General features: G+C 56.1%; 19 protein-coding genes and 1 tRNA gene. 7 read left to right on the forward strand and 13 right to left on the reverse strand.

Features of this window, described 5'->3' with window-relative positions; translation table 11 throughout:
• Nucleotides 1-43 precede the first annotated feature (43 nt).
• The 4 genes from KIF87_RS03785 to KIF87_RS03800 form a co-directional block, all read right to left on the reverse strand.
• Complete coding sequence (locus tag KIF87_RS03785) at nucleotides 44-376, reverse strand: type II toxin-antitoxin system PemK/MazF family toxin (RefSeq protein ID WP_213327933.1); 333 nt, start codon at nucleotides 374-376, stop codon at nucleotides 44-46.
• The gene (locus KIF87_RS03790) at nucleotides 377-634 is read right to left on the reverse strand and encodes an AbrB/MazE/SpoVT family DNA-binding domain-containing protein (RefSeq protein ID WP_004852307.1); all 258 of its coding nucleotides are present in this window, start codon (nucleotides 632-634) and stop codon (nucleotides 377-379) included.
• 276 nt (nucleotides 635-910) lie between these two features.
• The gene (locus KIF87_RS03795) at nucleotides 911-1,870 is read right to left on the reverse strand and encodes a quinone oxidoreductase family protein (RefSeq protein WP_213327934.1); all 960 of its coding nucleotides are present in this window, start codon (nucleotides 1,868-1,870) and stop codon (nucleotides 911-913) included.
• Between the two features lie 48 nt (nucleotides 1,871-1,918).
• The gene (locus KIF87_RS03800; RefSeq protein WP_213327935.1) at nucleotides 1,919-2,308 is read right to left on the reverse strand and encodes a RidA family protein; all 390 of its coding nucleotides are present in this window, start codon (nucleotides 2,306-2,308) and stop codon (nucleotides 1,919-1,921) included.
• Between the two features lie 141 nt (nucleotides 2,309-2,449).
• Here KIF87_RS03800 and KIF87_RS03805 point away from each other — a divergent pair, with 141 nt between their 5' ends.
• Complete coding sequence (locus KIF87_RS03805; RefSeq protein ID WP_213327936.1) at nucleotides 2,450-3,370, forward strand: LysR family transcriptional regulator; 921 nt, start codon at nucleotides 2,450-2,452, stop codon at nucleotides 3,368-3,370.
• 77 nt (nucleotides 3,371-3,447) lie between these two features.
• On the opposite strand, the gene proR is transcribed toward KIF87_RS03805, so the two are convergent.
• The 3 genes from proR to KIF87_RS03820 form a co-directional block, all read right to left on the reverse strand.
• Nucleotides 3,448-3,750: a transcriptional regulator ProR gene (proR, locus tag KIF87_RS03810; RefSeq protein WP_213327937.1), complete on the reverse strand. Its 303-nt coding sequence runs from the start codon at nucleotides 3,748-3,750 to the stop codon at nucleotides 3,448-3,450.
• A gap of 4 nt (nucleotides 3,751-3,754) precedes the next feature.
• Nucleotides 3,755-4,108, reverse strand: coding sequence for a type II toxin-antitoxin system RelE/ParE family toxin (locus tag KIF87_RS03815; RefSeq protein WP_213327938.1), 354 nt, complete (start codon nucleotides 4,106-4,108; stop codon nucleotides 3,755-3,757).
• A 176-nt stretch (nucleotides 4,109-4,284) separates the two neighbouring features.
• The gene (locus KIF87_RS03820; RefSeq protein ID WP_213327939.1) at nucleotides 4,285-5,178 is read right to left on the reverse strand and encodes a LysR substrate-binding domain-containing protein; all 894 of its coding nucleotides are present in this window, start codon (nucleotides 5,176-5,178) and stop codon (nucleotides 4,285-4,287) included.
• A 170-nt stretch (nucleotides 5,179-5,348) separates the two neighbouring features.
• Here KIF87_RS03820 and KIF87_RS03825 point away from each other — a divergent pair, with 170 nt between their 5' ends.
• On the forward strand, nucleotides 5,349-5,957 hold the full coding sequence (locus KIF87_RS03825; protein WP_213327940.1) for a glutathione S-transferase family protein: 609 nt from the start codon (nucleotides 5,349-5,351) through the stop codon (nucleotides 5,955-5,957).
• A 43-nt stretch (nucleotides 5,958-6,000) separates the two neighbouring features.
• Here KIF87_RS03825 and cbl read toward each other — a convergent pair whose 3' ends face one another.
• Entirely contained in the window at nucleotides 6,001-6,951 is a 951-nt protein-coding gene (gene cbl, locus KIF87_RS03830) for an HTH-type transcriptional regulator Cbl (RefSeq protein WP_023336219.1), read from the reverse strand.
• Nucleotides 6,952-7,047: 96 nt separating this feature from the next.
• A complete protein-coding gene (gene nac, locus KIF87_RS03835) occupies nucleotides 7,048-7,965 on the reverse strand; it encodes a nitrogen assimilation transcriptional regulator NAC (protein WP_008499475.1) in 918 nt (305 codons plus the stop codon).
• A 320-nt stretch (nucleotides 7,966-8,285) separates the two neighbouring features.
• On the opposite strand from nac, the gene KIF87_RS03840 reads away from it, so the two are divergent.
• A tRNA-Asn gene (locus KIF87_RS03840) sits at nucleotides 8,286-8,361 on the forward strand.
• Between the two features lie 145 nt (nucleotides 8,362-8,506).
• Here the strand turns inward: KIF87_RS03840 and ldtA are convergent.
• From ldtA to KIF87_RS03855, 3 genes are all read right to left on the reverse strand, one after another.
• Nucleotides 8,507-9,403: a L,D-transpeptidase gene (ldtA, locus tag KIF87_RS03845; protein ID WP_213327941.1), complete on the reverse strand. Its 897-nt coding sequence runs from the start codon at nucleotides 9,401-9,403 to the stop codon at nucleotides 8,507-8,509.
• A 62-nt stretch (nucleotides 9,404-9,465) separates the two neighbouring features.
• Nucleotides 9,466-12,159 (reverse strand): cation-transporting P-type ATPase, encoded by a 2,694-nt coding sequence (locus KIF87_RS03850; RefSeq protein WP_213327942.1) that lies wholly within the window; start codon nucleotides 12,157-12,159, stop codon nucleotides 9,466-9,468.
• 47 nt (nucleotides 12,160-12,206) lie between these two features.
• Entirely contained in the window at nucleotides 12,207-12,638 is a 432-nt protein-coding gene (locus KIF87_RS03855) for a universal stress protein (protein ID WP_028019628.1), read from the reverse strand.
• Between the two features lie 396 nt (nucleotides 12,639-13,034).
• Between KIF87_RS03855 and KIF87_RS03860 the strand changes: the two genes are divergently transcribed.
• The 3 genes from KIF87_RS03860 to KIF87_RS03870 are packed head-to-tail and all read left to right on the forward strand — an operon-like array spanning nucleotide 13,035 to nucleotide 18,144.
• Nucleotides 13,035-14,120, forward strand: coding sequence for an efflux RND transporter periplasmic adaptor subunit (locus tag KIF87_RS03860; protein ID WP_213327943.1), 1,086 nt, complete (start codon nucleotides 13,035-13,037; stop codon nucleotides 14,118-14,120).
• Nucleotides 14,120-17,182, forward strand: coding sequence for an efflux RND transporter permease subunit (locus tag KIF87_RS03865; protein WP_213327944.1), 3,063 nt, complete (start codon nucleotides 14,120-14,122; stop codon nucleotides 17,180-17,182). The genes KIF87_RS03860 and KIF87_RS03865 overlap by 1 nt, the downstream gene beginning before the upstream one ends.
• Nucleotides 17,179-18,144: an acyltransferase gene (locus tag KIF87_RS03870; RefSeq protein WP_213327945.1), complete on the forward strand. Its 966-nt coding sequence runs from the start codon at nucleotides 17,179-17,181 to the stop codon at nucleotides 18,142-18,144. Before KIF87_RS03865 ends, KIF87_RS03870 begins: the two co-directional genes overlap by 4 nt.
• Here KIF87_RS03870 and pagP read toward each other — a convergent pair.
• Nucleotides 18,141-18,716 carry a lipid IV(A) palmitoyltransferase PagP gene (gene pagP, locus KIF87_RS03875; protein WP_213327946.1) on the reverse strand — a complete coding sequence of 192 codons (576 nt, stop codon included), beginning with the start codon at nucleotides 18,714-18,716 and terminating at the stop codon, nucleotides 18,141-18,143. The genes KIF87_RS03870 and pagP overlap by 4 nt on opposite strands.
• Before the next feature lie 257 nt (nucleotides 18,717-18,973).
• On the opposite strand from pagP, the gene shiA reads away from it, so the two are divergent.
• A complete protein-coding gene (gene shiA, locus KIF87_RS03880) occupies nucleotides 18,974-20,287 on the forward strand; it encodes a shikimate transporter (protein ID WP_213328024.1) in 1,314 nt (437 codons plus the stop codon).
• The last annotated feature ends 6 nt before the right edge of the window (nucleotides 20,288-20,293 follow it).

Raw genomic sequence — 20,293 nt, forward strand, 5'->3', positions numbered from 1 at the left:
CCTGCTTTTGAAGCGGGCTTTTTGCTTTTCTGCGTCTCTGATGTTAACTCAGAATCGCATCCAGCCTGGCAAGTACCTCATTTACAACTGCGTCAGGTATACGTTCCAGCCGCATGCCGTTCCTGGCAGCCATATCAATAGTTCTGGGCTGGTCGCAGCGAATAACGCCCATTGTTTTTGTCCCCGCCCCTTCCAGTGAAACGGTGAAACCCGCTGTACGTGCAAAGTTTCCGCCGCTGGTGACGGGTACCACCACCGGTAGCCGGGTCAGCTTGTTAAACGATGCCTTCGATACGATGAGTACCGGACGTTTTCCACTTTGCTCGTGGCCAGCAATCGGATCCAGTGAAACAAGCCAAATTTCCCCTCTTTCCATTTACAGGATCTCCTTGCCCACCGCAGGCGCATCAATCCATTCCCGATCCTCTTCGCTCATTTCAGCGTGCGGATCGCACTGCGCCAGCAGCTCCTCAAGCGAATAATGAGGCCGTTTCTGGGGTTCGATAATCAGGCAGCCATTATTAATGGTCATGCCGACTTCGCTGTCCGTCGACAGCTCCAGCGTTTTCAGTACGGCGGGAGGAACCGCCAGCATGATGGATCCGCCAACCTTTTTAAGGCGGGTTGTATACATAGCACACCTCCGAATATTATATTTTAATATAACATTCATGGCAGGGAGTGCGCAATTATTCATCAGATTCAGGGTGATTTCCTTTTCGTAATTAAGTGGGCAGAATGTCGTTATCCATCGAAGGGCAATGCAGGTGTGAACGAAGTGCGTCACTAAGAAGGCAGATAATAGAAAACTGTTTTTGCGGTTCAAAGGATTATGGCGAATCGAATAAACGAAATGCGAGGCGGTTTCCAGATAGGAGCTGTGTCGGGGCCAGGTTGAGGCCCCCCTCTCTCAAGGCTTCATAACGATGCGGCCAAGCGGTTTCGCTGTCTCAGCGTATTCATGGGCCCCGGCGGCGTTAGCCAGGGGGAAAATGCGGTCAATGACAACCCTGATGCGCCCTGCTGCCACAGCCAGCAACATATCGTCCACACTTGTCCGAACGCCGGGCCTTTCAAAAAGGGGCCCCATGAATACCCCCATGAGCGTCTGGTTAGACTGCATTGGCGGCCACAGGTCGACAGTCAGGCTGCCACCGCCCGCATTACCGACGAAAACGAGACGCCCTTCCGGAGCGAGTGCAGAAAGCGAAGCTGGCAACGTCGTCCCTACCGGATCGATGACGAGGTCAACACCGGTACCATGGGTGTACTCTCGGACACTGCCCACGACGTTATTCTCTACACGATCCACGACATGATCGGCACCAAGTTCCAGCAACCGGTTTATTCGCTGCGTTCCGCTTGCCACGGCGATGACCCTCGCGCCGGATTGTGAGGCAAGCTGAACCGCCGCGAGCCCCACGCCCCCCGCTGCTGCCTGAATCAGGACGGTTTCTCCGCGCCGAAGCATCCCTCGTGTGAAAAGGCAGTGATGCGCGGTTCCAAAAGAGATCGGTACCACCGCCGCTTCTGCTGCATCCACTCCATCCGGTATAAGCCAGGTGCGTTCCGCAGGCACAGCCCAACGTTCCGCATGCGATCCCTGCATGCTAAAAGCAGTCACTCTGTCCCCAACCCTGCGGCTATGGACTTTCGCCCCGACGGCAACAACCGTGCCCGCGGCCGCGTAGCCGACGATCCATGAAGGAAGAGGCGGCGGAGTTGAGCGTCGGTTGATCAGATCGCCCCCTTCAATCGAGATAGCCTCAACAGAAATCAGGACGTCGTCAGGCCCTGCGACCGGATCCGGGACGTCGACATACTGCAGGACGCCGGGAGCGCCTTCCATGTCATAAACCGCTGCTTTCATCAATTTTCCTCTGTCTGGTCTGTCGACTGGCCGAAAAATCCGTAACGCTTAGGGCAGCCTGGCAATCACCTTAATCTCAAACTGGAATCCGTACAGCCACGTCACGCCGATCCCGGTCAACGTAGGGTAAGGCGCTTCCCCCCAATATTCTGGCAGAATACTCCAGATAGCGTCGAGGTTTGACTCGGGATCGACGACAAAGAGGGTAACGTCAACCACGTCAGCGAACGTGCAGCCCGCAGCCGTAAGAACAGCGTTAAGGTTATCGAATGCCAGCCGGACCTGCGCGTTGAGATCCTCTTCAGGCGAACCATCCTCCCGGCTACCAACCTGCCCCGAAACAAACAGGAAGCCGTTAGATTTGATGGCGGGTGAATACCGATTGCGCTCATAGAGCGCCTGCCGTCCGAAGGGAAAAACTGCTTCGCGTGTTGTCATGTTAGTACCTTTGTAATGGGGCGAAATCTGCCCGGTGAACATAAAGACACTTTACAGGCGCAGGATCCGGCGGATAAACAAGCGACTTTGTCCATCATTGTTTGTAATATCCAAACAATCGGTGAAAAGAGAGGACAGGGGATGGATCGTTTCGATGCGATGCGCGCCTTTGCTCGCGTGGTGGAAGCAGGTAGCTTCACAAAAGCTGCCCAAACGCTTCATATGAGCAAAACCACGGTGACGCAGCTTATTCAGCAGCTGGAAGCGCGCCTGCGCGTCAGGCTGCTCCATCGCACCACCCGCAGGCTCGGTGTCACCCCCGATGGCGCGGTCTACTACGAGCGCGTCATCCGCCTGCTGGCGGACATGGAAGATGCTGAAAACAGCCTGTCCAGTTCGGCGATGACGCCCAGGGGACGGCTACGGGTAGATGTGCCCACTCCTCTCGCCCGCCTGGTGCTGGTGCCCGCGCTACCGGCTTTTCACGCACGCTACCCTGATATCCAGTTCGATATGGGCGTGAGTGACCGGGTAGTGGATCTGATCGGCGACAACGTGGATTGCGTCCTGCGCGGTGGCGAAATCAATGACCAGTCCCTGATCGCACGCCATGTCGGCGATTTGCAAATTGGTGTTTACGTCGCACCGAGTTATGTGGCACGCCTCGGCGCCCCTGCGCATCCGCGAGAGCTGGAAAACACGGACCATCGCATAGTGGGATTCTTGTCCTCACGCACCGGTAAGATTGATCCTCTGGTACTGCATGGTGAGAGTGAACATATTGAAATCAAGGCCAGCTATGTGCTTGCAGTGGATGATGGCAACGCTTACCTCGAAGCAGGGCTAGCGGGATTAGGCGTGATTGCGCTACCCGTCTATATGGCGGCAGCGCATCAGGCTTGTGGCTCCTTGATCCCGCTATTTGAACAATGGCGTATTAACCCAATGCCCCTGTACCTGGCATTTCCGCCGAACCGCCACGTCAACGCCAGGCTGCGCGTTTTTATTGATTGGATCGTTGAATTGATGCAGCAGCATGCCCCTACTTCCACCAATAAGTAACAACCTCTTAGCCCCTGATTCGCTCATCACCGTCGATTGGCGGTCATTCTGGCGGCTTTGAATCAGGCTTTTCAGCCCTACAGCACGAACTCATAGTGCGAGCCATCTGGCAGCTCAACATCAAGCCGCAGCTTTCCACCCGCAGCCTCAACGTAACGCTTAAGTGAAGAGAGTTTCAAATCGCGCCCGGGCTTTTCCATTACCGCAACGGTAGGCTGCCTGATCCCCAGAGCCTGTGCCATCTCTACTTGCGTTTTTTGTACTTTCTCACGTAACTCAGCCAGATGAATGTTGAGCAAAATATCCGCTGCTATCGCCTGAGCGCTGGCGACAACCTCCGGCTTTTCATCCGCTATAAGCTGCTCAAGGGTTCTTTCCATCGCGCTATTCCCTCTCTTTTAATGTATTCAGCCAGTGAGTGAATTCCCGGTCAGCAACGAGAAGCATCTCATCGTAGAATCGCCTTTCACTGCCGACCTTATTGCCAGCACAAAGCATGATGCCAGTACGGTTTGGGTCAACGGCGAAAAACGCCCGCAATGGATCACCCTTACTCTGAATACGTAGCTCTTTCATGTTGCTATGACGAGAGCCTTTAAGCGTATCAGCGTAAGGTCTCGATAAACCCGGCCCCTTCTCTCGCAAAACAAGCAGTGCTGCAAGTACGCTGGCGCGATCGGTATCGTCAAGCGATGTGAACCAGCGATCAAACCTGTCCGTCGTGTTAATTGCCCACACAAGGCCTCCCATCAAATATAGATCAAAAACTATATACATGCAAAGCTATAGCAATGATTATGCAGAGATGGAAAGAAGATTCTTGTGGGGTTACGGGAATACTGAATGCGTGCCGGAGAAATTCTATGTATCCCTTGTCGGATATTCATTTTGTTACGAGCAGCATCGAAAAAAGTTCAGGAGCCCGTCAACTGTCGCCAGACCGCCACTTCCTCGTTCAGCCACGCGACAAAAAGAGCCACTTCCGGCTTCGCCGCCGTTGATTGCGCCGTCACCAGCCAGTAAGGCCAGGGATACGGCGCGGTGATGGAGGTTAGCTGGACCAGTTCACCTCGGGTGATGGCATCCTGAACCAGAGAGCGACGCTCCAGCGCGATCCCTTTCCCGAGCCGAACGGCTTCGATAATGATATTGGAGTCGTTAATACATAAACCGCCAGGCACGATCTCTTTCTCCAGCCCCGCATTCACGCACCACGTTTTCCAGGACTCCATGGAAAAAATAATATGACTCTTTGCAATCTCAGCCGACGTAGCGGGCAGCACACCGTCGTTATAGCCAGGCGCGGCCACCACAATGAGCTCATCGGAAAAAAGGTAATGGCTTTCACTTCCTTCCCAGTTTCCCTTCCCCATCCGTATGGCGATGTCTATCCCCTCCTGCTGCAGGCTGGTGACCGTCAGGCTGGCCTGGATCCGCAAGGTGATAAGTGGATATTTAGCCCGAAAGCGTTCCAGACGCGGCAACAGCCAGTGGCATCCAAAAGACGGAACCATTGCCAGCGTCAGCTCCTGTTTTCTCGGCTTCACCTGCACGAGCCGGGTGGCATCTGCGATATGGTTTAGCGCCTCGCGTACCTGTAAGGCATAGAGCCGCCCTTCTTCGTTGAGCTGCACCCCTCGCCCGTTCCGGATGAAGAGCTTCACGCCCACCATCTCCTCCAGCACTTTGATCTGCTGGCTGATAGCGGAATGGGTAACGTGGAGTTCTTTCGCCGCCAGCGTCACGCTGCCAAGACGGGCGACGGCTTCAAAGCTTCGCAAACTGGCGATGGGTGGAAAATCGGACATAAAAACATTCCCTTATCTGCGATGGATCTATAACGACAGCTTGCCCACATGTCAGTAATACTAACCTTTACGGTTAGATACTGAAGATATTCGCCGGGAAGTTTGTATTGTAATGTCAGTTCATCCTCTTCAATGAAGCGTTATTTCACAGAGACAGGAAAACGGGAATTATGATTAAGCTTATTGGCATGATGGATTCGCCTTATGTACGGCGCGTGGCGATCTCTCTTGAGCTTTATGGCGTTGAGTTTGAAAGCCAGCCGCTATCAGTCTTTAGCACCTTCGAAGCGTTCTCCCGGATCAACCCGGCGGTAAAAGCGCCAACGCTGATTCTGGATAACGGAATACGGCTGATGGACTCGTCGCTGATACTGAACTATTTTGAGGATCAGGCCGCCCCCGAGCGGAGACTTCTGCCCGTCGCGCCGGATGCGCAGGCAAAGGATCTTCAGACGCTGGGCTTTATTCTCGCCGCCGCTGAGAAAGCCGTGCAAAATGTGTATGAACACCACCAGCGGCCGGTGGAGAAGCAGCATGCTGCATGGGTCAAGCGCATTACAACCCAGCTGCTGGCGGCCTGCAGGGAATGGAATACCTTACTGGAGGGGCGCCCCGCCACCACCGTTCCCGATCAGGTTGCCGTCACGAGCACGGTTGTCTGGACGTTTATGCAGTCGATGATCCCGCACGTCGTTAACGCAGCGGATTTTAGAGAGATTCAGGCTTTTGCCGCATCATTCGAATCGCAGTCGGTCTTTAAAAAATATCCGTTCAGCTAAGCAACGATCCCGGTCAGCGCAGCGCTACCGGGCAAGCCAGCAGCTAAATCTGATAATCAATCGCCACTTCTTCCGGCTCCATCACCTGGCGTTTAATCTCATCCACCGACAGCCCGGCGTTGCAGAGCTCGATAAAGCGCCACACATAGTTGCGCTGCAGCTGCCCGCGCTTCAGGCCAAGCCATACGGTATTGGCGTCAAACAGGTGACGCGTATCAAGACGCACCAGATTCCCGTCCTCGCGTTCTCCGCTGGACTGTTCCGCCACCAGACCAATGCCCAGACCCAGCTCGACGTAGGTTTTGATCACATCAGAATCCTGCGCGCTCAGCACCACGTCCGGCGTTAGCCCTTTGCGGTTGAAGGCTTCATCAATGCGCGAACGTCCGGTGATCCCCTGGCGGTATGTGATCAGCGGCCATTTCGCAACGTCTTCCAGCGTCAGGGGAGAGACCTGATTCAGCGGATGATCGACCGGGAGTAATAAGCTGTGGTACCAGCGGAACCAGGGGAACGCCACCAGCAGCGGGTCGTTGCTCAGGCGCTCGCTGGCGATGCCGATATCCGCCCCACCGTTTTGCAGCAGCACTTCAATTTCCTGCGGCGTGCCCTGGATGAGCTCCAGACGGACGTCAGGGAAAAGTTCGCGGAAGGCTTTTATCACCGGCGGCAGGCTGTAGCGCGCCTGGGTGTGGGTGGTGGCGATGGTGAGCACGCCCGAGGCGTCATTGGTGAAGAGATCCGCCAGACGACGCACGTTGCTGGCCTCGTTGAGGATCCGCTCCGCGATGGTGAGCAAAGCCTTACCCGGCTCCGTCATGCCGAGCAGCCGCTTGCCGCGACGGATAAAGATCTCTATACCCAGTTCCTCTTCCAGCTCGCGGATATGGCGGCTGACGCCGGACTGAGAGGTATAAAGCATATTGGCGACCTCGGTCAGGTTGTAGTCCCGCCTGGCCGCCTCACGGATAATTTTAAGTTGCTGGAAATTCACGATTCACTCCGGCGCATCTGACATAGCTCTATTGTTAGAGTCAGCCGAGCTGCAGAACAAATAATAAAAACCAGCATCTTATGCTTTTTTGGAATATCAGCTCACGAGCTGGAGTTCGCGGTTTTCAAGCGATGGCTTGCTGACCAGCGACATCAAAATCTCTTTTACCGCCTGCGCCTGCGGCGACAGCGAACCGCGTGCAGACATGTTCAGCGACAGCGGCAGGCTCATCGAAGGCGTGGTGATCCGCGCCATCCAGCCGTTTGCCGCACTGCACAGCGAGCGTGCTGCGGATTCCGGCAGAACCGTCACCCCCATTCCGCTGGCAATGGCCGCGGTGAGCGTGGAGATTGAGTCAATTTCACCGATGATTTTGGCCGTCAGGCGGCGCAGGGAGAACGCTTCGTCCACGCGTACGCGTACGGCGCTGTAGTCGCGCGGCAGATAGAGGTTCATCTCTGCCACGGCGGTAAGGTCGACGCTCTGGCCCGGACAGTCGCGGGTCCCCACGAGGTAGAGATCTTCTTTCAGCAGCGGCTGGCTGGTGATACCAGCGACCGGGGAGCGATCGTAAAGAACCGCCATGTCCAGCTGGCCGTTGAGCAGTTTGTCATTCAGTACGGAACCGCTGTTTTCGTGCAGGTACACCAGCACTTCAGGCAGCTCGGCGCGGACGGCCTGCAGCAGCGGCATGGTAATAGAGGACGCGGCCGTTCCCGGCGCCAGGCCGATAGACACGTGCCCGCTCAGGGTCTGGCCCACGTTATTCACCGCCAGCTGAGCCTGTTCACACTGGCGGAGGATGGTGCGCGCATGGGTATACAGGATTTTGCCTGCTTCCGTTGGCGTGACGCCGCGTTTGGTGCGGATCAACAGCTGCTGATCCATCTCGCCTTCCAGAGTAGCCACCTGCTGGCTCAGCGCGGGCTGCGCGATATGCAGCACTTCTGCCGCTTGAGTCAGGCTGCCGATATCGACGATTTTTACGAAGTATTTCAGTCGTCTTAAGTTCATTTTGCCCCCTGTTCGAAATGCTGTGCCGGAACCGGCTGTCGTTGTTGAACAGGTTTTGCAATATGAATGCCACTTTTACCAGGCGGTCTAAATTGTTCGCTAAGCGCCTGAAAATAAGGAAACCTAATCATGGAGGGGGGTTTTATTACCGAAACAGCAGTTTATGATCTGCCCCATTAGGGGTATACCCGCACCATGACGGTGCATTCCGCTGTCAAAAACATCACTTTGCCGATTTTGTCAGCAAACGATCAAAAGGCGTTGATCCACCCTTTGACAAGGCGAACGCAGGTCGATAATATGCGCCCCGTTCACACGATTCCTCTGTAGTTCAGTCGGTAGAACGGCGGACTGTTAATCCGTATGTCACTGGTTCGAGTCCAGTCAGAGGAGCCAAATTTAAAAAGCCTGCTTTTAAAGCAGGCTTTTTGCTTTTCAGCGAAAGGTAAATGCAAAACGGCAACAAGGTTGCCGTTTTTAGTGTTTGCACCCTCTCCCGTGGGAGAGGGCCGGGGTGAGGGCACCAGCCCGCACAATACCCTCAAATGCCGATCTTAACCGGCATCCCCGACCGCCGCTCCAGTTCAGCACCCGCACCCTCGTTTATCAACTGCGTTCGCTGCGCGGCTGAAATGGGCAGAGGCACTTTCCGGGTTGACTCAAATTCCGCGCGGTTACGTGATAATGGCTCGTGAACTTCCACCCAGCGGCTGCCGTCCGGCTCCGTGGTCACCTTTACCGGCCGATCGATAAGCTGCACGCGGGTTCCTACGGGAACGTTATCGAAAAGGTATTTGATGTCGTTATTTCGCAGACGAATACAGCCCTGACTCACCCGCAGCCCGATGCCGAAATTCGAGTTTGTGCCATGAATGGCATACAGCCTGCCGATATAAATCGCATAGAGTCCCATCGGGTTATCCGGCCCGGCGGGCACGAATGCCGGAAGCGTTTTCCCTTCTGCCGCATAGGCACGCCGCGTATTAGGCGTCGGAGACCAGGTTGGCCCCTCCTGCTTACGCTCAACGGCCGTCACCCAGTTACGCGGGGTTTCACGCCCGGCCTGACCGATGCCGATGGGCAGCACTTCAACGGTATTGCCACCCGGCGGGTAGTAGTAGAGGCGCATTTCTGCCGCATTCACGATAATGCCCTCGCGGACGGTGTCAGGTAAAATCAGCTGCTGAGGTATCACCAGCCGGGTGCCGGATTTAGGCAAAAAAGGATCCACGCCCGGGTTTGCTTCCAGCAGGTTGCTCAGCCCCTGTCCGTACCGCGCGGCAAAGGCTTCCAGAGGCAGCGTGTTGCCTTCGGGAACGGTGATGACAATCGGGTTTCCTACCAGATGACTGCCTTCCGGCGGAAGCGTATAGGTTACGGCAAACGCACCGGGTACAGCAGCACACAGCGTAAGGACGAACCAGGTAAGTCGAATCATAGTTTCCTGTGCTCAAAAAAAGAGAAAGCCTGGTCTCAGGCAGGCTTTCTCAGTTTACGCTATTACGCCTCGGTTTTGCGCCACCGGCGCGTCAGTACTTTCTCCGCCTCGACAATAAGGAACATCACAAAACCAATCAGCAAGGTGATGACCCAGTAGCGGAACGGCAGCGCTTCGGTGCCAAACAGCATCTGCATGAAGGGTGCGTAAATGATAAGAAGCTGTAGCGCCAGCAGTACGCCGCTCACGATCCAAATCCCTTTGTTCGCCAGCAGGCCTTTGCTCAACGAGAAGCCGTCATTAACGCGGCAGTTGAGCATGTAGAACCACTGCGCAGTGACCAGGGTTTGCAGCAGCACGGTGCGGATAAATTCCGCCGAGTAGCCGCGCGGCTGTAGCCAGGCCTCCAGCACGAAGGCGCTGATGGCAATCATCAGACCGACAAACACCACGCGCCAGATGGCATAGCCGTCCATCACATGGAGATTTGCCTTGCGCGGTGGCCGGTTCATGATGTCCTTCTCACCCGCTTCAAACGCCAGGCCAAACGACAGCGTTGCCGACGTCGCCATGTTCATCCACAGGATCAGGACCGGCGTCAACGGGATCAGGTTCCCCGCCAGCAGCGCGATGATGATCAGCAGGGCCTGCGCGATGTTGCTGGGGATAACGAACAGAATGGTCTTTTTCAGGTTATCGTAAACCCGACGTCCCTCGTGCACCGCGCTGGCAATGGTGGCAAAGTTGTCATCCGTTAACACCATGTCGGCGGCTTCCTTGGTCACTTCCGTCCCCTTAATCCCCATGGCGATGCCCACATCCGCCCGCTTGAGCGCTGGGGCGTCATTTACGCCATCCCCGGTCATGCCCACGACTTCCTGCTTACTTTGCAGGGCCTGCACAAGGCGGAATTTATCCTCCGGGCTGGTTCGGGCGAAAATATCGTACTGCTGCGCGGCGTCGCTCAGCTGACGATCGTCCATCGCCTCCAGCTCACGTCCGGTGATAGCGCTTGCGGCGTTACCAATCCCCAACATTTGCCCAATGCTCATGGCCGTTTGCGGGTGGTCGCCGGTGATCATTTTCACGCGGATCCCGGCCTGCAGACAGTCGGCAATGGCGGTAATGGCCTCCGGACGCGGCGGATCCATCATTCCAGCAATACCCAGCAGGATCACGCCATCATGCAGGTCCGGGTGATCCAGCTCGCGTTGCCCCTCGCGGGCAGGTTTCCAGGCCGCGGCCACCATGCGCAACCCTTCCCGGGCATACTCTTCAATCTTCCCTTCCCAGTAGGGCTGATCGAACGGCTGCAGTCCGTCATTCGTCTGCTGGTACTGGCAGAGGCGGAACAGGACGTCCGGCGCGCCGGTGATTAAAATCACCTCTTCATCACCCAGCCGGTACAGCGTGGACATGTATTTATACTGTGAATCAAACGGGATTTTACTGCGCATTTCGGTATCGAGCGGTGGGAGCGGGATTTTCGCCGCCAGGACCTTCAGCGCCCCCTCGGTCGGGCCCCCGGTGATTTTCCACAGCCCCTGCTCGTCTTTGATCAGCTGGCTGTCATTACAGAGGTCAATGGTGCGCAGGTAGCGTTCCAGCAGGGAACCCTGCGTCACGCTGGCGGGCGTCGGGTCATCTACAGGGTGAATATTCCCCACCGGTTCGTAGCTGTCGCCCTCTACGCGATAGGTCGTGTCAGCGGTAATCACCGCTTTGACCGTCATTTCATTCATCGTCAGGGTGCCGGTTTTATCCGAGCAGATGACCGTCATTGCGCCCAGCGTTTCCACCGTAGGCAGCTTGCGAATAATGGCCTTGCGACGCGCCATGGCCTGTACGCCAAGCGAAAGGATGATAGAAATGATGGCCGGCAGGCCTTCCGGCACCGCGGCAACGGCGAGGCTGATAAGCGACAGCACCAGTTCAGAAACCGGCATATCCCGGAACAGGAGGCTAAAGACAAACAGCGCCACCATCATCACCAGGATAGTGATGAAGATGGTCTTACCGAGCTTGTCCATCTGCACCATCAGCGGCGTGCGGTGCTTTTCAATGTCGGACATCATCTGATTGATGTGGCCCAGCTCTGTCTCGCCCCCGGTTGCCACCACCACGCCTTTACCGCCGCCGGAGCTGACGGTGGTGCCTGAGTAGAGCAGATTATACCGGTCACCTAAGGGCAGTTCCCCGCTTAACGCATCGCTGTTTTTCTCAACAACGGTGGATTCGCCGGTCAGAATGGCCTCCTCCACGCGCAGGTTATGCGCTTCAATCACGCGCAGGTCCGCAGGGATACGATCCCCGGCGCGGATCACCACGATATCTCCCGGGACCAGCGCCGTCGTGGGGATCGTTTCATGATTCCCCTGTCGTACCACCACGGCTTCGCTGGAGAGCATATTGCGAATACTCTGCAACGATTTTTCAGCATTGCTCTCCTGGATATGGCCAATCAGCGCGTTAATGATGGCAACCCCAAGGATCACAAACATGTCTACCCAGTGGCCCATAAAGAGCTTAAGCAACGCGGCCACCAGCAGAACGTAAATCAATACGTCGTTAAAATGCGCCAGGAAGCGCAGCCAGGCGGGTTTGCCCTTTTTTTGCGGTAACGCATTCTCACCGTGCTGCTGAAGTCGGGCTGATGCCTCAGTGCCGCTAAGGCCTTCCAGGGTGGAGTGGATATTCGACAGGGTTTCGTCAACGGTTTGTTGATAATACGGACGTTCAGGTTTTCCTGTTTTCATCGTTCCTTCCTCAGGTTCTATTCAGAAATCACCTTGCTTCTCTGTAATTAACGAATAACGAAAACAGGAACATGTGCGTAACGAACAATACTTGCCGCCTCCGATCCTAACAAATGGGTTTGAATATTTGGATTTCGCGAGCCGACAATAATCGCGCCAGCAGCAAGTTCATCCGCCAGCTTAATAACCTCATCACGAACATTCCCGCTACGGACGTGGAGATGAACACGCTCTTCTGGCAGATTCAATTTTTTGACCAGGTCAGACAGCTTTTCTTTCGAATTATTAATCATATATTCATCCATTTTGCGCGCATCTGAAATAAAACCACGCGTCAGCTCGGCTGAAAATTTGGGCATGACGTGCAGCAAATGAATGTCACCCGATGCGCTTTGCGCCAGAAACTGTGCATGCTGCAACGCTTTATCCGCCAGGCTTGTCTCGTAGACATCCACCGGAACGAGAATGTTTTTATACATATCGAGCATCCTTTTTATAACCAACACGAGAGTGAATGAAGCAAAAAAACGCATTAAATGCAGGGGGTTGCCCTTAATGCCAGTTACGGTAAAAAAAGATGGATAACATTAAACGTAGCACAGGAATATCAGGTTTAGCGCTTACCCACTGATAATGGTTATTTAACATTTATCTTTTCGCCGACTATGCTCATAGTCAGCTACCGCTTCCTGCTCATGGAGGAATGTATGTATGGTTTAAGCCTGATTCGTCTGGGTATGTTTATTGCGCTTGCCATTATCGCCAGCACGGCGATTGGTTTATTTACCTATATGGTCGTCACTGTTCTGGCAGAATAGTGTCACCCCTGTCCAGGTTATGGAATAAATAAAACAGTTATTTATTAGGGGAATACAGTGAACCGCTACCTCTCTCTTTTACCGTTCGTTTTGTTAACGCTCACGGCGTGCGACCCGAAACCCAAGCAAGCCGCCCCCCTGCCCAGGATGGTAAAAGTGGCGGAGGTGACGGTTCCAGGTCACGACCAGCAGCGCATTTTTCCCGCACGCATTGAATCGGGCGATGCCACAGACCTTTCCTTCAAGCGCGCAGGTCAAATTGAAGCGCTCGATGTGCGTCAGGGCGCAGCCATCAAACAGGGGCAACAGCTTGCCAGACTGAACGCCAGTGAAGCCCAGCAGCGGGTTAACGACAGACAAACGGCGGCGACGCTGGCCCAGAGGCAGTTTGACCGCTTCCAGACGCTGGCGGGCCGCCAGGCGATTTCGAAAGCAGAAATGGACGTGCAGCGCGCAAACCGCGATTCGGCGAATGCGGCGCTGCAAATTGCCCGAGAAGAGCTAAACCAGATGACGCTCGTCGCCCCCTTCAGCGGGACGGCGGCAAGCGTGCACGTACGGAACCATCAGGTGGTGTCCCCCGGCCAGCCAATCGCGACGTTAACCCGCACCGACCTGCTGGACGTGGTGTTCAGCATCCCTGAAAACCTGTTTAAGACCTTTGATATCCGCAACGCGCAGTATCGCCCCGTGGTGAGAATTAACGCCATGCCGGATCGGGAATTTACCGCCGTCTACAAAGAGCACTCGGGCAGCAGCGACAGCAATACCCTGACCTGGCAGGTGATACTTACCATGCCGCGGCCAGATGATTTTCCCGCCGTCGGCGGCGTAAGCGGTACGGTGACCATCAATTTAACCAACCTCCCGGCTGGCGCGGACGCTCAGGCGCTGGTCGTCCCGGTTGAGGCAGTCTTTAACCCGAACAACAGCCCGCGCAACGAGCCGCACGTCTGGGTCGTAACGGGCGAAGGCGATGCGCTGCATCTGGAAGACCGCAAGGTCAGCGTGGGGCAAGTGAGTACCGAAGGCGTGGTGATTACCAGCGGGCTTAAGGCGGGCGAGCGCGTGGTGGCCGCAGGCGTTGGGGAGCTCCATGCTAACCAGCCGGTGCGTATCTGGACGCGTGAACGGGGACTGTAATGGATATCTCTCGTCAATTTATTAATAACCCTGTTCGCGTCTGGCTAACGATCCTGCTGCTGGGCATTGGGGGTATTTTCGCCCTGTTGAATATCGGCAGGCTGGAAGATCCCGCCTTTACCATCAAAACCGCAGTGGTGGTCACCCACTACCCCGGCGCATCCGCTCAGCAGGTTGAAGAGGAGGTGACGCTTCCGCTGGAGAATGCCCTGCAGCAGCTGCCTTATCTGGACAACGTGAGCTCCATCTCTTCAAACGGCCTGTCGCAAATCACCGTTAACATCGCTTCTCGCTATCACTCGAACGAGCTGCCGCAGATTTGGGATGAACTGCGCCGCCGGGTGGGCGATGCTTCGCGTCAGTTCCCGCCCGGCGTCGTCACGCCCTTCGTGAATGACGATTTCGGCGACGTGTTCGGCTTCTTCTTCGCCATTTCCGGAGATGAATTCAGTAATCCTGAACTGGTGAGATATGCGGAGCAGCTGCGCCGGGAGTTGATTCTGATCCCCGGCGTCGCGAAGGTCGCCATCGGCGGGGCCATTAGCCAGCAGGTCAACATTGATATCTCCCTGACAAAAATGGCCGCGCGCGGCATTACGCTGAACCAGCTTTCCGCCCTGCTCAGCAGACTTAACGTCGTTTCCAGCGCCGGAGAAATTACCTCCGGCACCGAATCCATTCGCCTGCACCCGACCGGTGAGTTCGAGAATCTTGATGAACTGGCGGATATCATCATCACGCCTTCCGGCACCGGGGCGGCGACGCGTCTGCGGGATATCGCCACGCTGTCGCGCGGGCTGAACGAATCGCCAGCCAGTATCTACCATGCCAACGGCAAAAAAGCCGTTACCATGGGCGTCTCGTTTATTCCCGGCGTGAACGTTATCGACGTGGGCCACGCGCTGGAGGCGAAGCTAAACCAGATGTCGGCGGAAAAACCGGCGGGCATACAGATAGATCTGTTTTACGATCAGGCTGCCGAAGTGGGCCACTCCGTTAACGGTTTTATTATTAACTTCCTGATGGCGCTGGCGATTGTCATCGGCGTGCTGCTGATCTTTATGGGCGTACGCAGCGGGATCATCATCGCGTTCTCCCTCGCGCTTAACGTGCTGGGCACGCTGCTGATTATGTATCTGTGGGGCATTGAGCTGCAGCGCATCTCGCTCGGGGCGCTGATTATCGCCCTCAGCATGCTGGTGGATAACGCCATCGTGATTGTCGAAGGGGTGTTGATTGCCCGACAGCAGGGCTCCCCGCTGCTAACCGCCGTGAACTACATCATCCGCCGCTCCGCCCTGCCGCTGCTGGGGGCGACGGTGATCGCCATCCTGGCGTTTGCCCCTATCGGGCTGTCGCAGGACTCCACCGGGGAATACTGTAAATCCCTGTTCCAGGTGCTGCTGATTTCCCTGATGCTGAGCTGGTTCTCGGCACTCACCCTCACCCCGGTGCTGATTAAGTGGTGGTTGTTTAAAAACGACAGCGCGCCCGATAAAACCGATGAGTCAGATCCTTACGATAAACGACTCTACCGCGCCTACCAGCGCCTGCTAAACACGCTGCTGCACCATAAGGCGCCGACGCTCATTGTGATGGCTGCGCTGCTGGCAGCGTCTGTCTGGGGCTTCGGCGCCGTGCGGCAAAATTTTTTCCCGTCGTCTAATACGCCGATTTTCTTTGTCGACCTCTGGTTACCCTACGGTACCGATATCAAGTGGACTGAGAAAATGACCAGCGATATTGAAAAAACGATCAATGGCCAGCCAGGCGTGGAGACCACCGTCTCAACCATCGGTCAGGGAAGTATGCGCTTTATTCTGACCTACAGCGGGCAGCGGCAGTACGGCAACTATGCGCAGATCATGGTGCGCATGGACGACCAGCGCAACATCTCCGCCCTGACGCGCCACGTGGACGAGTACATCGCGCGAAACTATCCGCAGGTCAACGCCAGCACCAAACGCGTTATGTTTGGCCCCTCCGGCGACAGCGCCATTGAGGTGCGCATTAAAGGCCCGGATCCTGACAGGCTGCGTCTGATTGCCAGCCAGGTGGACGACATTATCACGCGCGACCCGGCCACGGGCAGCGTCAGGAACGACTGGCAAAATCGCAGCAAGGTGATCCGCCCACAGTACGTTGCCGCCCTGGGCCGCGAGCTTGGCGTAGATAAGCAGGACGTTGATAACGCGCTGGAGATGAATTTCTCCGGCAGTCGGGCGGGGCTGTACCGGGAAGGCAGCGACCTGCTGCCCGTGGTGGTGCGCCCGCCTGAGAGTGAACGGCTGGACGCCAATCACCTGAACAACGTGCTGGTGTGGAGCCAGACGCGGCAGCAGTATATCCCGCTGAGTAACGTCGTCAGCCGCTTCTCGCTGGAGTGGGAAGATCCGCTCATCCTTCGACGCGACCGCTCGCGGGTGCTGACGGTGCAGACCGATCCCGATCCGCTGAGCCAGCAAACCTCCGGGGACATTCTCGCCCGCGTGAAGCCGCAGATTGATGCCCTTAGCCTGCCACACGGCTACAGCATTGAATGGGGGGGCGATGCGGAAAATTCCAGTGAAGCGCAGCAGGGTCTATTCACTACGCTACCTCTCGGGTATCTGGTGATGTTTGTTATTACGGTGCTGATGTTCAGCTCGGTAAAAAATGCGGTCGCCATCTGGCTGACCGTACCGCTGGCGCTGATTGGCGTGACGCCGGGATTTTTACTTACCGGCATTCCCTTTGGCTTTATGGCGCTGATTGGTCTGCTGAGCCTGAGCGGCATGCTGATCCGCAACGGCATCGTGCTGGTGGAAGAGATCGAACAGCAGAAAACGCAAAAGGATCAGCACAGTGCGATCGTTTATGCCGCCACCTCGCGCCTGCGCCCCATTCTGCTCACCGCGTTTACGACCGTACTTGGCCTGGCTCCGCTGCTGCTGGACGTTTTCTTCCAGAGCATGGCCGTTGTGATTATGTTTGGACTGGGGTTTGCTACAATCCTGACGCTGCTGGTACTCCCCGTTATCTATGCGTGTTTCCATCGTAAGGACGAAGCCAAACAACAATGAATGCGACAGGGCTGAACATTATCAAGACGCTGGGCTGTATGACGGCGGTGACTTTCTTTACCATCTACAACACCTGGGATCATTATGATTACGACTATCACTGGATCCTGGGGTTTTTAACCTTTATTTCGACCATCGCCACGCCGCTGTTTTTCGTTGTCGCGGGCTATCTCGACGGACAATCACGGCACGGCACCCGCTGGCAGCTGGGTAAAATTAAAAGTCTGGTGATTGTTTTTCTGTTCTGGATAACGATCTACTACCTGTGGGAGCCCTATCAGCGCGGGTATTTAATCCAGCCCTGGTTCGTGTTTGCGTTTGTGGTGATTTACACCTTCCACCCTGCGGTGGAGTGGCTGAGCCAGCGGCGAGCGCTGTTCTGCGGCGCGATTGCCGCCCTGCTGCTCTTTTCCTACGGATACGATCTGCTATCGGCGCTTTATCCTGAAACGCACGCCCTTTCGCTTTCACCGCAGTATCGGCTGTGGACGTGGCTGCTGTTTTATCTGACGGGGCAACTCTTCTGCGACCCGAAAGTCGCCGAGTGGATTAGCCGCAAAAATGTGGTCCGGGCGGCGGTTGTCGCCATCCCGTTTATCTACCTCTTCACCTGGTTTTACGAGCGCCACTTCTTCTTCGCGCTGTTCAAGGCGGACAGAAACGCCTTTATTCTTACCGGCTCGCAGATCTACATCCTGATTATTGCCCTGGTGATTGCGGCGAACGGCGTGCGCTTTCGCCGCAACGCTGAATTTAAGGAGTCCATTCTGGCCGCCATCAGCAAAACGATGACCGGCGTGTACATTGTGCACTACTCGGTGTTTCATCTGCTGACGGCGCTGATACCGGTGACCTCTCTCGGTATGAAGCTGGCGCTGATTGTGCTCACGTTCGTCACCTCTGTTCTCTTCTCCATGCTGGTATTGTCTAACGCCGTGGCAAAAAAGGTGATCACCCTTTAAAAGCCTAAGCGCAGCCAGGCAAAGAGCACGTTGCCGTTGTTATAGGTTCCTGGAATATAGGTGAACTGGACGGTAACGCGCTTATACCCGGCCGAAAACAGCGGGAAGATGAACGGTAGCGGGACATAGTTTGCAAAATCATCTCGCGCCGTGATGCCCGCTGCGGCACCGAGCCCAAGGCGGAAATCTTTGGCATCATCCAGATACCAGCCCTTCTCCCAGCCATAGCCCATCGCGGGCTGCCATTCGTTGTGCGAGTCCTTGAACATCATCGCAAACAGCGCGCTCCAGTTGCCCTCTTCGTTATAGCGGGAAACGCCCAGCCCGCCGCCCCACGGCATTTCATTATAATTGTCCGTTTTTTCTTTGTCGTACATAAAGCGAGCGTGCCAGCTCAGGAACGGCAGGTACAGGTCGTAACGTTGAGGCTCTTCCCAGGTCCGGGAGATATCATCCGTCAGCGCATTCCACCAGCCGCTGATGCGTTGCTCACCATAGACGTTGGGCTCCGCGTTAAGCGGTGCGACGTATAAAAACAGGACCATCCAGAATGCCGAAAAGGTGCGTTGCATCGTTATTCCCTCAGCTTAGGCCACGCAGCGGTATCTATAACTGTAATCCATTCAGCACTAACCGGAGCCAAACAGACTGATTTATCTCGAGGCAGGGGAAGATGAAATTTATTTATTCAGCGCCTTCCGGAAAGATAAAAACGTTTTCTCAGGCGTTTTGTCGCGGTAGTCTCATAGGTTCCGTTGATACGACGGCTGCTTTGTGAGTGACCTTTTCTTATACCAATAATTAAAAAATCAGTATGGACAGGACAACTATGGACTCCACCCTCATCTCCGATCGTCCCAACGAGGAGACACCTTCGCTCAATCGTGCCCGCCGCGCAGCCTTAGGCAGCTTCGCGGGTGCCGTCGTCGACTGGTATGATTTTCTGCTTTACGGCATCACTGCCGCCCTGGTGTTTAACCGCGAGTTTTTCCCTCAGGTCAGCCCCGCGATGGGCACGCTCGCCGCGTTTGCCACCTTCGGCGTCGGCTTTCTGTTTCGCCCGCTGGGTGGGGTGATCTTCGGCCACTTCGGCGACCGTCTTGGCCGCAAGCGCATGCTGATGCTCACCGTCTGGATGATGGGGATCGCCACCGCGCTTATCGGTATCCTCCCCTCGTTTGCCTCTATCGGCTGGTGGGCGCCGGTACTGCTGGTCACCCTGCGCGCCATCCAGGGTTTCGCCGTCGGCGGCGAATGGGGCGGCGCGGCGCTGCTGTCCGTTGAGAGCGCGCCGAAGAACAGGAAAGCGTTTTACAGCAGCGGCGTACAGGTCGGGTACGGCGTAGGCCTGCTGCTTTCCACCGGGCTGGTATCGCTAATCAGCCAGCTCACCACCGACGAACAGTTCCTGAGCTGGGGCTGGCGCATTCCGTTCATCTTCAGCATCGTGCTGGTCATCGCCGCGCTGTGGATCCGTAACGGGATGGAGGAGTCGGCAGAGTTCGAAAAGCAGCAGGAAAAACCGGCCACGAACAAGCGTCTTCCGGTCATGGAAGCCCTCGTCCGGCACCCTGGCGCTTTTCTGAAAATTATCGCCCTGCGCCTCTGTGAACTGCTGACGATGTATATCGTCACCGCGTTTGCCCTGAACTACTCGACGCAGAACCTCGGTCTGCCGCGCGAGCTGTTCCTGAATATTGGCCTGCTGGTCGGCGGGATCAGCTGCCTGACAATCCCCTGCTTCGCGTGGCTGGCGGACCGGTTTGGTCGCCGTCGCGTTTACATCACCGGGGCGCTGATTGGCACCCTCAGCGCCTGGCCGTTCTTTATGGCGCTCGAGGCGCAGTCGATCTTCTGGATTGTCTTCTTCGCCATCATGCTCGCCAACATCGCTCACGATATGGTGGTGTGCGTACAGCAGCCGATGTTCACCGAGCTGTTCGGGGCAAGCTACCGCTACAGCGGCGCGGGCGTAGGCTACCAGGTCGCAAGCGTGGTCGGCGGCGGATTTACGCCGTTTATTGCCGCCGCGCTGGTGACCTTCTCCGGCGGCAACTGGCACAGCGTGGCGATTTATCTGCTGGCCGGCTGCCTGCTGTCGGCGGCGACGGCGCTGCTGATGAAAGAGACGAGCCACAGCTGATCTCCC

It is taken from the genome of Enterobacter sp. 120016, from assembly GCF_018383635.1.
GTDB classification, from domain to species: Bacteria; Pseudomonadota; Gammaproteobacteria; order Enterobacterales; family Enterobacteriaceae; genus Enterobacter; species Enterobacter asburiae_D.